The 13169-nt window shown below is 40.3% G+C and carries 16 protein-coding genes; 2 read left to right on the forward strand and 14 right to left on the reverse strand.

The genetic code is table 11. The annotated features are described in order from the left end of the window. Positions 1-44: 44 nt before the first annotated feature. Both PRIP_RS05240 and PRIP_RS05245 read right to left on the reverse strand, forming a co-directional pair. Positions 45-533: a hypothetical protein gene (locus tag PRIP_RS05240; RefSeq protein WP_036099944.1), complete on the reverse strand. Its 489-nt coding sequence runs from the start codon at positions 531-533 to the stop codon at positions 45-47. A gap of 48 nt (positions 534-581) precedes the next feature. Then, positions 582-980, reverse strand: a complete 399-nt coding sequence (locus PRIP_RS05245) for a hypothetical protein (protein WP_036099946.1) — start codon at positions 978-980, stop codon at positions 582-584. A gap of 200 nt (positions 981-1180) precedes the next feature. Here PRIP_RS05245 and PRIP_RS05250 point away from each other — a divergent pair, with 200 nt between their 5' ends. Then, entirely contained in the window at positions 1181-1636 is a 456-nt protein-coding gene (locus PRIP_RS05250; protein ID WP_036099948.1) for a GNAT family N-acetyltransferase, read from the forward strand. A gap of 200 nt (positions 1637-1836) precedes the next feature. Next, positions 1837-2529 carry a Crp/Fnr family transcriptional regulator gene (locus PRIP_RS05255; protein ID WP_036099950.1) on the forward strand — a complete coding sequence of 231 codons (693 nt, stop codon included), beginning with the start codon at positions 1837-1839 and terminating at the stop codon, positions 2527-2529. 51 nt (positions 2530-2580) lie between these two features. Here PRIP_RS05255 and PRIP_RS05260 read toward each other — a convergent pair whose 3' ends face one another. The 12 genes from PRIP_RS05260 to PRIP_RS05310 all read right to left on the reverse strand — a co-directional run bounded on the left by PRIP_RS05260 (position 2581) and on the right by PRIP_RS05310 (position 13043). Continuing rightward, positions 2581-2868, reverse strand: a complete 288-nt coding sequence (locus PRIP_RS05260) for a thioredoxin family protein (RefSeq protein ID WP_149023763.1) — start codon at positions 2866-2868, stop codon at positions 2581-2583. A 241-nt stretch (positions 2869-3109) separates the two neighbouring features. After that, positions 3110-4456: a phosphoglucosamine mutase gene (gene glmM, locus PRIP_RS05265; RefSeq protein ID WP_036099954.1), complete on the reverse strand. Its 1347-nt coding sequence runs from the start codon at positions 4454-4456 to the stop codon at positions 3110-3112. A gap of 199 nt (positions 4457-4655) precedes the next feature. After that, on the reverse strand, positions 4656-5768 hold the full coding sequence (locus tag PRIP_RS05270; protein WP_077912907.1) for a CdaR family protein: 1113 nt from the start codon (positions 5766-5768) through the stop codon (positions 4656-4658). After that, positions 5701-6081: a CdaR family protein gene (locus PRIP_RS16165; protein WP_052008733.1), complete on the reverse strand. Its 381-nt coding sequence runs from the start codon at positions 6079-6081 to the stop codon at positions 5701-5703. The genes PRIP_RS05270 and PRIP_RS16165 overlap by 68 nt, the downstream gene beginning before the upstream one ends. Next, on the reverse strand, positions 6078-6899 hold the full coding sequence (gene cdaA / locus PRIP_RS05275; RefSeq protein WP_036099956.1) for a diadenylate cyclase CdaA: 822 nt from the start codon (positions 6897-6899) through the stop codon (positions 6078-6080). Before cdaA ends, PRIP_RS16165 begins: the two co-directional genes overlap by 4 nt. A 207-nt stretch (positions 6900-7106) precedes the next feature. Continuing rightward, positions 7107-7310, reverse strand: coding sequence for a hypothetical protein (locus tag PRIP_RS05280; protein WP_036099958.1), 204 nt, complete (start codon positions 7308-7310; stop codon positions 7107-7109). A 6-nt stretch (positions 7311-7316) separates the two neighbouring features. Beyond that, entirely contained in the window at positions 7317-7967 is a 651-nt protein-coding gene (locus PRIP_RS05285) for a class II aldolase/adducin family protein (protein WP_036099960.1), read from the reverse strand. A 4-nt stretch (positions 7968-7971) separates the two neighbouring features. Then, on the reverse strand, positions 7972-8895 hold the full coding sequence (locus tag PRIP_RS05290; protein WP_036099962.1) for a 1-phosphofructokinase family hexose kinase: 924 nt from the start codon (positions 8893-8895) through the stop codon (positions 7972-7974). Beyond that, complete coding sequence (locus PRIP_RS05295) at positions 8892-10238, reverse strand: PTS galactitol transporter subunit IIC (RefSeq protein ID WP_036099963.1); 1347 nt, start codon at positions 10236-10238, stop codon at positions 8892-8894. The genes PRIP_RS05290 and PRIP_RS05295 overlap by 4 nt, the downstream gene beginning before the upstream one ends. Before the next feature lie 29 nt (positions 10239-10267). Further along, complete coding sequence (locus PRIP_RS05300) at positions 10268-10543, reverse strand: PTS sugar transporter subunit IIB (protein ID WP_036100485.1); 276 nt, start codon at positions 10541-10543, stop codon at positions 10268-10270. After that, entirely contained in the window at positions 10543-10983 is a 441-nt protein-coding gene (locus PRIP_RS05305) for a PTS sugar transporter subunit IIA (protein ID WP_241434089.1), read from the reverse strand. Before PRIP_RS05305 ends, PRIP_RS05300 begins: the two co-directional genes overlap by 1 nt. 41 nt (positions 10984-11024) lie before the next feature. Beyond that, positions 11025-13043 carry a BglG family transcription antiterminator gene (locus tag PRIP_RS05310; protein ID WP_036099965.1) on the reverse strand — a complete coding sequence of 673 codons (2019 nt, stop codon included), beginning with the start codon at positions 13041-13043 and terminating at the stop codon, positions 11025-11027. Between the last annotated feature and the right edge of the window lie 126 nt (positions 13044-13169).

Genomic DNA, 13169 nt, shown 5'->3' on the forward strand with positions numbered 1-13169 from the left:
TACAACTCCTCATTCTTCTCTCCATTTGGAGCTGTATTTTTGTTTTATAGCGGATGCATTTTCTTGCCGTCTACAATGTACTCAAGCTCCGACAATCGCCAGCGCGTCTCTTCTTTATAGACATAGCGATACGTTGCATTGAAAACATAGTCATCCGTTGTTCCCGTGCGAAATCCTGGGTTATCAAATGTAAAACGCTGAATAATCCCTGCTTCCGGCTCAATCATGCCGATATCATCTTTCCCCGCATCAAAATAAGCCGTACCAAGTGATCTGCCACCAACAGTGATATTAAATGTAAACACAATTTGCTGCACTTGCACATCCAAGAAATTAGCCAGAATAATATTAAAATGAATATAATCCTCCGTAATCTCCAGTCCAAACGGAAAAAGTTCCATTTGCCAGCGTGAATCAACGTTTTCTTGCAACTGCTCCGTGATACGTTCGCTCATTGAAATATCTTCCATCGTTGGAAAAGTGCTTACCATTTCTCTTTTCTGTAAATCGTAGAGTGACCAAGTTAGTTCCATAGTAGTTACCTCCATAAAAAATACCCTTTTGTCCATTCTACCAGAAAATCAGTTTTTCAACGACGAAAAGATGTTTTTATCAAAAAGAAATTGCAAAGTTTCCGTATGCCATGCTCTCGCAAACACTCTTTTACTAACAAAATATTGAGCGCGCTCAACATCTCCCTCTTCATTTTCAGCTTCCATCGAAAGTTTGTGAACAAAATGTTTTTTATCGAGACGAATTGCCCGAATTTTCTCTTTTGGCAAGAAGAACATTTGTGTCTCCGATTTGCTAACGATGGAAAAAGAGAATGTTATAAGTCCTACTTCTGTGAAGACAAGCACAAGATTGTGACGGGTTCGCATTGATGGCCCCGCATACAATAAGCGTTGGAAACTCGTGCGCATGTTATTGTCTGCTAAATATTGATTTACTTCGTTTTCGATTTGCTCTTTCATTGCCATTGCTACTTCACCTCGTTTTTTATTGTAACATAGAGTAACGCAAATAAAAATGCTTCTCCTTTTTGCGATATATTTTTATTACAACAATAAAATTCCACATATTGCAAAATATTGTGCGTGACTGGTGAAAATTGTATTTACATGTCGTATTCTTTGTATTCAATCGGTATAATTGCTATCATGGATTGAGAGGTGATGCTATGCAAATTGTTCGATGGACAGAAAATGATGTGATTCCTTATGATCTTCTATTTTTGGCGGACCCAGATAAAGATATAATCGACAGCTATTTCTTTCAATCTGATGTTTTTTTGCTAAAATTAGATAAAGACATTATTGGGATTGTTTGTATACAAAGTCGGATGAATACATCTGAAATTAGAAATATCTCCATATCTCCTGCTTATCAAGGTGCTCAATATGGAACAAGCTTAATAAAATATACTATGCAACACGCGAAAAAGATGCACGCAGACGTATTATTAGTTAAAACGGCTAATTCTAGTTTTCAAGCACTCGCTTTTTATAAAAAGATTGGCTTTGAAATTATTGGCAGTATACCTAATTATTTCGTCGAAAATTATACCCAACCCATTTGGGAAAATGGAATTCAAGCGCAAGATCAGATTATTTTAGCGTTAAATATGCATGAGTAGAGATTCTTATTTTTAGGATAATCTTTTAGCAAGAGATAAAAAACTTTTTAATATATAGTGTTTTTTTAACATTTTCATCAATCTGTAACATATTACACTTATTTTTCTTGCCTAAAGTATACTATATGACTTTTTTTTTATTCTGAAACATCTTTATAATAGAGATAAGAACAATCGTTAAAGAGAAGGGGAATAAAAATATGTATGTTGCCGATTTAGTAAAAAATTTTAATGGGGAGAAATTAATCGAGAAAATTACGGAGTTAGACATTCCGTACAAAACAGCTAGCTATAAGAAAAATGAACTCATTGTTGAGGAAGGAAAGATTGATACACATTTTTATATTATTGATTCTGGACTTGTCTCTTTTAGTGTGACGAATTCTGATAAGTTGCAGGTGATTACGCGCTTTTTAAACAGTAATTCTTGGTTTGGTAGTGCGAATTACCTTTTAGATTCTCCTTTTCAGTTTAATGTGACAGCTTTACGAGATACAAAAATCAGAATTTATAACCGAAATGATATTCTTCGCCTTTTCCAGTCAGATTCTGATGGGTTCTGGTTCTTGTATTTTGATGGCTATACACAAATGCATGAACGTAATGCTTTGATAGAGATTGCACATCATAATCCGCGTCGCCGTTTAATTTCAGCACTGCTGTATATTGCGAATACGGTAGGTATTAAGACAGATGATGGTATTAGTTTTCCACGTGGCATTACGCAGAACCATTTGGCCTTAGTATCTCAAGTGCCTAGAACACGAGCTAATGTGGAATTACAGAAATTACGCGAGCAAGGGATTATTCGATTAAAGCCTAAGCCAACTGTTATTCTTGATATTTTAAAACTACGTGAGCAGTTAGAAATACATCGTACGCCTCGCCCATAAACAAAAAATAGAGAATCAAGTGTTCGATATTGAAAATCGATACTTTGTTCTCTATTTTTGTTTCTGTAGCCATTCTTTTATTTGTGTGGTGTCATCTAAGTCCCCTTTATAGCGATCGGTTTCAAGGCCTCTTGTGTAGTAAATCAAAGTCGGGACTACATGGACATTCATTTGTTTGATGATTTCTGTATAATTCTTGTCGGCTTTACGAGCGGAGTCGGTGTTGTAATAGTAGCCTTGGCGCTTGGTTGCTTCCAAGGCTTTGCGCAATTTCTTTTGAAATGGGTCACAATCTGGGCAAGTGGGACGTCCAACATATACATAGCCAGTTTTTTTTATCTGATAAGATTTGTCTCATTTGGATGTTAGTAATTTCACGCAATGCTTGCTGATTTGCTTCTGCTTTCGTGGCAGCTAAATTTTTGGCATGGGTATCTACAATTAACTGGATACCTATAATAAACAGAGCCAAAGTGACGATGGTAAGTAAGATGACTTTATATTTCTTAATTTCTAATATACCTCCTCTTTTGCAAAATAAAAACGAGCAGTGAGACAAGTTGCTCGTTTTTATTCGTTTTTATAGGCCCATTTCGTCGATAACGACTTTTGCGATGTTGTCACAGAAACGTTCTGTGTCTTCAGCTGAAGCGGCCTCTACCATTACACGAACAAGGGGCTCTGTTCCTGATGGACGAACCAAAACACGACCGTTACCGTTCATTTCTGCCTCTACTTCTGAGATAGCGGCATGAACCTTGGTATTTTCGGTAACGTGATTTTTATCGGTAACGCGAATGTTTACTAATTTTTGGGGGAAAGTTTGCATTTCTGATGCTAGTTCAGATAATTTCTTCCCTGATTCTTTCATAACGTTGACTAGTTGGATACCTGTTAGAAGACCATCGCCAGTAGTGATATGGTCTAAAAATACGATGTGACCAGATTGTTCCCCACCGAGGCTGTATTGGCCTTCGCGCATTGCTTCCACAACGTAACGGTCGCCTACTGCTGTTTGGATTGTTTTAATTCCTAGTTCTTCAAGGCCTTTGTAGAAGCCTAGATTACTCATAACTGTAGATACGAGCGTGTTGTTTGTTAAGCGCCCTTGTGCTTTTAGATGTTTCGCACAGATGAACATGATTTTGTCACCATCTACGATTTCGCCGTTCTCATCCACTGCGATAACACGGTCACCGTCACCATCAAATGCAAGACCTACATCGGCGTTCTTCTCTTTTACAAATTCGGCCAATTTCTCTGGATGTGTAGAACCCACGCCAGCATTGATATTTAAACCGTTCGGAGATGAACCCATCGAACTCGTATCAGCATCTAGGTCGGCAAATAAGTGTGTTGCGAGTGAGGAAGTGGCTCCGTTTGCGCAATCTAGGGCTACATGTAGGCCAGTGAAACCATTGTCTACTGTTTGTTTTAGATACTGTAGGTATTTCTGTTTGCCTTCGAAATAATCGCTGACTGTTCCAAGTCCGTCGTCACTTGGGCGTGGTAATTCGTCTGCGCCACCGTCAAGAAGTGCTTCGATCTCTAATTCTTGATCATCGGAAAGCTTAAAGCCATCCGAACCAAAGAATTTGATACCATTATCTTCTACTGGATTATGTGAAGCAGAAATCATAACACTTGCTGCCGCGCCTTGCGCTTTTGTTAAGTAAGCCACTCCTGGTGTAGAGATAACGCCTAAACGCATCACTTCGATTCCTACTGAAACAAGACCTGCGATTAATGCTGATTCTAGCATTTCACCGGAGATTCGTGTATCTCTAGCAACTAAAACTTTTGGATGTTCACCAACGTGTTTTGTTAGTATATAACCTCCAAATCTGCCTAAACGAAAAGCTAATTCTGGAGATAATTCTTTATTTGCGACGCCTCTAACACCATCAGTACCAAAATATTTTCCCATTTTATAATTCGCTCCTTCTTTCATTGCAGGGCCAGTTTTTTCACTTTCGTGCGGTTACATGGTAGTGACCAGCCTTCTTATGTCATTGCTTTTTTCTTGTGTATCTTTATTATACCTGTTTTTAATGTAATTTACACGTAATCTTATGTAAATGCCCGATGAAAGATCTAGTTTCCTAGGAAAATCACCGGGCTTTTGTCTAGCTGTGATCTTGTTTTGAAGCATCTGCAACCTTTTTCACAACTTGAATTTCTGCTTTCGATTGTGTCAAGGTAAAAGTGAAGCTAGACGCTAAACCGTGAACAGCAAGTGGAACTGTGTGTATTCCTTCTTGCAAATTGGTTAAATCCGCTACGATATTAAAATCGCTACGCTCCACAGTATCGATTTCTTTTTGAGAGCCATTAATGGTGATATTGACTTTCCCGCTTGCGGGGTCAATGAATGTTGTATTGAATGATTCTGAGTTACTAAGTCCAGTAATAGTAATTGGTACATCTCGAAATTCGGTAGATGCTTGCTTGTCTTCGGTATCAGATTTGTCATCGTCCGTTGCGTCTTTGTCGTCTTTTGCCGGTGGTGTAGTGTTGTCTGTTTTTGGAGTTTTGTCTGCTGGTGCTTCCGGTGTTTGACCAGAGCTCTTATTGACATCGTTGTTTGAACTCTGGTCATTCTGCTTTTTTGTGGTTTTTATTTTTACTTTGACAAATGTTGGGTTCACCGATGTTGCACCTGTCGGAACTGGTACTTTTACTTCTATGGTTTTATCGCCAGTGATTTGTGTTACATCAATTGGAATAGTTATTTGTTCAATATCATCGGTTACACTTTCTGGTGCAATAACGGTGACTTTGTTGTCTTCTGATGTAAGGCTTGAGATTGCGACAGTTTTGTCGGCTGGATTGCCACTTTGTTGGAATCGTAGTGGTACCGTTTTTCCTATTTTGGAAACTGGCACGCTCACATCGACTTGACCAGGTTCTATTTCTACATCTAGTTTATTGAGGCTTGCGTCAAAAGCACTAACGGTCGCCGTTGTATCGAAGTCACTTTTCTGATCCTTCTCATCTGAAATGGTTGCTTTAACATATGCAATTTGGTCTAGCACTTCTTGAGAACCTGTGATGGATACTTTTTTCGGATTAACTTTGGCCGTTCCAGCTTGATAGCCCTCAGCAATGACTGATTTATTGAGCTCAGCCTCCACGGAATATCTCTTCGTTACTTTTTCCGCAATGGTTACTTTAGCAGTTGCTGGATTGATAGTTGCTTTCAAACGATCTGAGAGGCCTTTCAGTTTGGATTTTAACATTTTGTGTCCCAGTTTTAGCTTTTTTCAAATCGATGTAAGCTATTAAGTTCGACTGCGACTTGGCAAGTTGTACAAGACCTTTGGAACCTGTTACAGTAACATCTACGGTATCTGGAACACCCGAAACGGTCATCTCGTCTTTGTCATAGTAAACTTCAACGGGTACATTGTTGATAACATCTACATAAGTACCACTTTCTCCTATGTTAATCGCTTTATCGCTGGATGATGTGATGTAGGTGAAAAGGACAGCCGCAAAAATAAGCGAAATAATACGAACAGACCATTTGTTGGATAATATGCGGTCCATCATTGCTTACGACCCCCTTTCCATTTTGTGAAGACTGAGGGTTTCTTTTGAGTAGGTACAACTAGTTCTTGCTCCAAAATTTCATGCAAACGTTCTGGTGTTACTTCGCGGAATAGTTCTCCGCCCTTTGTTATCGAAATGCCACCTGTCTCTTCGGAAACAATGACTGTTAAAGAATCAGTGACTTCACTAATTCCTAGTGCCGCACGATGTCTTGTCCCAAGTTCTTTGGAAAGAAACGGACTATCTGATAGTGGTAAATAACCAGCGGCTGCAGCGATTTTATTGTTTTTAATAATTACTGCGCCATCATGGAGTGGTGTGTTTGGAATGAAAATATTAATAAGCAATTGGGATGAAATATCAGCATCCAGTGAGATTCCTGTCTCGATGTAATCGTCAAGCCCAGTGCCACGCTCAATAGATATTAACGCACCAATACGGCGTTTTCCCATATAGCTCACTGACTTCTCAATGGAATCGATTAAGAACATTTGCTCTTTCTCACGCTTAGAACCAGCTTTCGAGATGAAACTACCGCGTCCAAGCGTTTCTAACGCACGACGTAATTCGGGTTGGAAAATAATAATAATAGCTAAAAATCCCCAAGTCAATATTTGATCGGTAATCCATCCTACTGTTTGGAGGTTTAACACAATACTTAGTAATTTGACAATGATAATGATAAAAATGCCTTTTAAAAGTTGCACTGCTTTCGTGCCACGAATTAACATAATTAATTTATAAATTACAAACCATACTACCAAAATGTCAATTACATTCGATAAATAATGAAAAATTGATCCGTCTGGAAAGGACATATATTCGCCTCCAATTTCAAAAAGCAAGTCTACATTCCGTTACTGCTTTACATAGTTAAGCTAAAGAAAATGCTTATACCTGCCATTATAGCATAGATTATGTAGGGGGAAAAAGATTTGAGTCACACAAATTAGGGAAAGATTTTCTAAAGAAATGTTAAAGTAAAAAGTCGTAGAAACACTTCATTGCTTCTACGACTTCCAAAATCATTTTTGTTTTAATGCTTCTCGCTCTTCTAGTAGTTCTTTAAAACTCCGATTGCGTTTCGGATATTTCTTGCGATAGAAATGTTGGGCAATGACTGCGAAGACAAGAGCAAATCCGATTAGCAGAAACTGACTTTGCAAGGAACCAACAATCAATAATGCCGCACTAATAAAAATACTTAAATTAAACAGCCATTTATCCATTGAAATCTACTCCTCTAAGTTGTAATGTAGCGCTTTATCATGCTCGATTTTTTGAATATTTAGAGCGTCAAAAACAAGTGCTTTTTCTGCGATGTATGCATTGTATTCGATTCGCTCTAGTAAATCATATGCTTTGTGTAAGCTTGTGTCCAGGACTACGATGCCATGTTTGTTAAGTAGACTTGCACTCGGAACTGCTTTGTCGCCAAGTGCAATCACGTGTGCGCGAACAATTTCAGCTAACTCTGGGCTTGTAGCTGGGGCAAAGTCAAGTGTTGGGATGACACCGAGCTTTTGTGTTGCTTCCGTCAGGTTTGGCAGTTCCATGCCGAGTGTTGCAAATAGCATCGATTCTTTCGGATGCGCGTGAAGTACACAGCCAACGTTCGGATTTTCCGTGTAGCAAGCTCGATGTAAATTAATTTCACGCGTTACCCGCCCGTCTCCTTCCACTACTTCGTTATTATTGTCCACAACAAGAATTTCATACGGTGACAAATCGCATAACCGTGCCTGACTCATCAATGTAGGTGTCATAATAATGTGTTCTTCGTTCATGCGAACCGATACGTTTCCTCCTGCTGCATTCGTTTCAAAGCGGTCAAACATTACCTTTACTATTTTTGCTAAATCGGCACGTTCTTTTTCATATAACATCTGCTTACATCTCCTTTATTTCTACTTGTTCTTGCAAAATTTCTGCTTCTACTAGGCTAAACGTCGAACTATCGGAGTGCATCACTTTACTAGCAGAGCATCCTGTAGCTCTTTTCAAAACTTCACTTAATGGCAATTGTTTGGCAAGACTTGCGATAAAAGCTCCGACAAAACAATCTCCAGCTCCGGTATCGCTTTTTTCTGTGACTTGGGGGGCAGTAACGCGATACAGTTTGCCATCATGCGCGCAGTAGGAACCATCTTTCCCCAGTGAAACGACTAAATAACGAATTTGTTTGGCAAGGTGTCTGATAGCCGATTCCATATCTTCCATCTCATTTACGAGCAATGCTTTGATTTCATCCTCATTCGGCTTGATAAAATCAACACCATACTCGGCGGCTAATTGTAAGAAATCTCCTGATACGTCACAACCAATGAAGCACCCCGTTTCCTGTAAAACCTTCAGGAGCTCCTCGAAGTCTGCCAGCGTAAAGCCAGGCGGTGGCGAACCCGCGATAATCGCCATATCATTTGGCGTCACCTTTCTTCGAATCTGCATCAGCATTGCTTGTTTATTCGCCATACTTACTTGAAAACCGCCTTCTGGCATCATAATGCTACCACTTGAAGCTTCACTAATAATGACAAAGCTAGTCCGTGTCGCCACACCTTCTTCCATCAGAAAATCATGCGAAATCCGCTTTTCAGCAAGAATCCGATATAGCTGTTCTTTATTTTGCGAGCCGATGAAACCGAGCGCTTCGTTTGGAACCCCAAATTTACTAAGAACACCAGAAACGTGAAGCCCCTTCCCGCCACAATCCCATGCTGTTTTTAAAATTCGATTCGTTTTCCGTTTTTGCACATCCTCTTTCACAAACAACAACTGGTCAATTGCAGGATTAAGCGTAATTGTATAAATCATCCCAGTTGCTCCAATTCCGCCGTTCGTTTGCGCATCACTTTAACATAGAAGACAAGCAATACGATCCAACCTGCGAGCATGAGTAATCCAATAATTGAGAAACGGCTTGCCTCTGCCATTACGTAACGGAAAACAGGATATTCAATCGTACTCCATGTAATTTCCTGACCAGTTTTTAAAGAGATTGCTTTTGTTGAATTGGCCAAATCTGTAATTGTTCCTGCGAAAAACGTGGCGACATATAGAAAAATAGGTGTTGTAATAACGCCTAAAATAATCATTCGCAATAAATTGCCACCCGTCACAACAAGCGCTGGGGCACAAAGAGAAATATTTAAAATTCCTGCAAAAGGTAATACACCGTTTCCTGGTAAAATAAGTGCAAAAATGAGCGTCACAGGAACCATCACGACAATCGCAACCCATACTTCACTACATCCTGCTAAAATCGGCCAATCAAGTCCAATAAACAGCTCCCGATTCTTAAAGCGTTTCTTCATAAATTCAGAAATGCCGTCCGATAAAGGTGATAAAGCTTGCATAAACAACTTAGCTACCATCGGGAATAGCGTCAACGCAGCCGCAGCCTGCATCGCAAGCATTAATGCCTTCGCAACATCGTATCCTGCTGCAATCCCAAGTAGCAAACCGACGATGAAACCCATCACATGATTCTCCGCAAAAATACCAATTTTATCTTTCAGTGCGTTGGCGTCCATGTTTTTCCGTAACGCTGGAATTTTCTTCAGCAACCAGTCAATCGGCATCAACACCACGCAGAAAATCATCATACTATGCGACACTGTAACACCCGGAATACCATTTAGCTCTTGAATTTGACGCTGGTTCGCATCACATAAAATCAGTTCCACAACAACCTGCACTGCTGCCACGATAAACGCCAAATACACATTATGCGTCACGCCAACAATCAATACCGCCGTCAAAATTTTGCCCCAAACATTCCATAAATCCACATTCAGCGTTTTCGTTGCATTAAACACTAACATCACCGCATTAATTCCAAGCTGTAGCGGGAACATCAAAAAAGCAAGTGGCCAAGCCCAAGCAAGCGTCGCCATCGAAGTCCAGCCACCATCTAAAATCGTTAACTGAATCCCTGTTCGTTCTGCCAAGCCTTGCGCAGCTGGGGTCAACGCCTCGATCATAAAACCAATAACAACATTCATTCCGAGGAAAGCAACCCCTAGAATTATCCCGGCACTAACCGCGTCTCTCACCTTCATCCGCACAATCAAACCAATAATAATCATTAAAGCCGGTACAAAAACAGCCGCACCTAAGTTCAATATAAATTCAACAACCGATTGCAATGATCCCATTTTGTCACAACTCCCTGTTTCTTATATTTTTATTGTAGTGCTTTAATTAGCTTCTCTGTCTCTTCGTCCATCCCCATGCCTGTCAAAAATGCAATGCCATTGAGTGTTGGTATATCATACTCCTTACTTGGCTTCGTAATGGCAACATATGCGTCACTTGTCCGAATATGTTGCTCTAACGATTTGATATCCACGGCCTCCACATTCACTTTTACGCCACGTTCTTTCAAAATTCGGTCTACCTTAGAAGCTACCGTTTGGCTTGTTGCCACTCCAGAACCACATGCTACGATTACTTTTTTCATCATTTCGTCACCCTTCCAAATTGTTTTTTCAAAAAAGTTACTAGTTCTTGCGGCTGCTCTTGTTGTCTTAGCGCCTCAACAAACGTCTCATCGGCAAACTTCTCCATCATCATCGCCAAAAGAGGCACTTGTCCTGCCGCATCTTTAATACCTAAAATAAAGATCATTTCCGCGTCCACCCATTTATCCGTCGTACCCATCTGAACGAACGAAAGTGGTTTTGCTAACTTGCTAACTGCCACAAACGGGCGCTTCACATGCATCGTGTCCGTATGTGGAATTGCAATGGTGATGCCATTCATCTCTAGCCCAGTCGGAAAAATACGTTCTCTTTCTATAATCGCTGTTTCAAAAGACGGTGCCACATAGCCATCGCGCGTTAAAATCTCAGCAAATTGCTCAAAGAAAGCCGTTTGACTATCACACACTACCTCCGTCAACGTAATCTCCTCCTGAAACAAATCGTCAAACACCAACTGTCTCAACCCCTCTCAATGATTTCATTAATTTCGGCTACATTTTGCGCCCCTAAAATACATTGCAGCTTCTCTGGATGCAAAAAGAGCTCGTTAATTTTTAAAAGTAGCGGAATATGGTGGTTTAATTCAGAAGGTGCTAATGCTACCACCATCCTTACTTGTTCACCATCTGGATTAAAGAGCGGCGACTGAATCACGTTTATTTGAATATCTGGTTGCAAAACGCCTTCTTGTGGCTTAGCGTGCGGTAAATAAATCGCTGGGCCAATTACCATTTGCTGATAGTTCTTATAAAAAATTCGTTTACACGCCGCTACATAATCAGACGTCACACTTCCTCGCTCCAATAAAGCTTGAAACCCTTGTTCCACCATGTCTCCCCAATCTATCACATCCTTCCATATCGAAATATTCGCCGTTCCGATTTGCACTACTTCATGTTCTATTTCTCTTGCCACTTGCTGCTCATCCACCTGCTCCCGCTCAAAAAAATGTTCCAATTGCGCCGTCACACGAGGAATATTCTCCATCGGAATTGCGTCACCAATCATCGCCAGAATTGCCTTTGTCTTCTTACGACTGTCCATATCAATCGCCTTCTCCACTTGTTCGCGAAGCAACTGCCTGCTTTCCTTATCCAAAATCGAAGGAATAATAAACACGACCGTATCCGTCTTAATTGGCACTGTCGTAAATAAAAAATCAACATCCTGCTCGACTTGCGCCAACTGTCTCACCGCAAATGCCCCGCGAAAATCAATCATCGGAAACATACCTTTCAAATTTTCCAAAAGCAGTTTTGAAATCGAAGTTCCACTTTGGCAAAGCACCGCGGCTTTAAACACCGTCTCCCCAGATTCTTCCGTCTGATACATCCACCCAAGCACAATCATGGATAGATAAACAACCTCTTCCTTAGACCAACTATGACCGACAAGCGTCGCGAATGGCGCCGATGCCTTCTCTACGATTCGAAAAGTCGTTGTATACTCTGCGATGAACTGTTCTGTCAATACATTATTAATTTGGAAACCTAATAAATTACGATAGATAGCTGGTCTAATATGCAAAATCAATTTCTCTTTAAACTCGGCCTTACGCACAATTTCCGTAGCAAAATAGTTCTCTAACCTCGCGATAAAGGCATCTACAGCAATGGCTATCTCCTCACCATCCGAAAATCGTAACGCCGACTCGACAAGATTGGATGCTAATACTTGCAAGGATAAGTACAGCAAATCCGTCTCTGTCAAAAAGTCATAACCCCAAAACATCTCTTTAATAATCGGGTATTCGCGGGTATTTTTAATATCGTATTTCTCAATTTTGAACGACCAATCAACGTGCGCTGTCTCGGCTCGTTTGATAATTGCATAAAGAATATACGGTAACTCTTCTAACTGCTCATCTGTGAAAGTAATCTGCAATTCCTGCTCGATTTTCTCCAGCCGCTTCTTGAGCAAGAAAACTTCGCTAACCGTGATTAATCGCTTCTCGTCCAATACAAATTTCCCATACGGCGTCTTTATCACATCGCGAATCAATTCTGCCAGCAAATTCCGAATTAAAAACTCGGAGCCAAAAATGGCATAGCCGTCCTTGCGCGAATAGTCGAGACGCATCTGTTGCCCATGCAAATAAGCTTTAATCTGCTTCACATCACTCAACATCGTATTCTTGCTGACAAACACATAATCCGCCAATACTTGTAGCGACGCGTAGCCTCCAGTCATCACAAGTTCAATCATAATTAACTGCCTTCTAAGACTCGCTTCATAATAAGAAAATAATTGCTGCTCTTTCTCCGTCAATAAACGATAACAATGCTCGCGACAACGCTCCGTCAAGGAAATCATCTGATGTTCCACCAAAATCGGCTCTGTTTTAAGCGATTGATTAATTTCCTGAATATGCGCCTCAATCTCATCTGGCGTTTGACGGAAATTCTTCGAAACATGGGCGACATCGACATGGTGATTCCATAGTAAGTACGTCAATAATTCCTTTGTGCCACGTTCCATTTTCCGATCCCCTCCTCACTTCTATCTTAAATGATAACCCTTACATTTTTTCGACACTTGGTCACAATTTGAAAAAGCAATGCATTTTGTGTTGTGATGATCTATTGGTCGATGCGGTATTGTACC

It is taken from the genome of Paenilisteria riparia FSL S10-1204 (genome assembly GCF_000525995.1).
GTDB lineage: Bacteria > Bacillota > Bacilli > Lactobacillales > Listeriaceae > Listeria_A > Listeria_A riparia.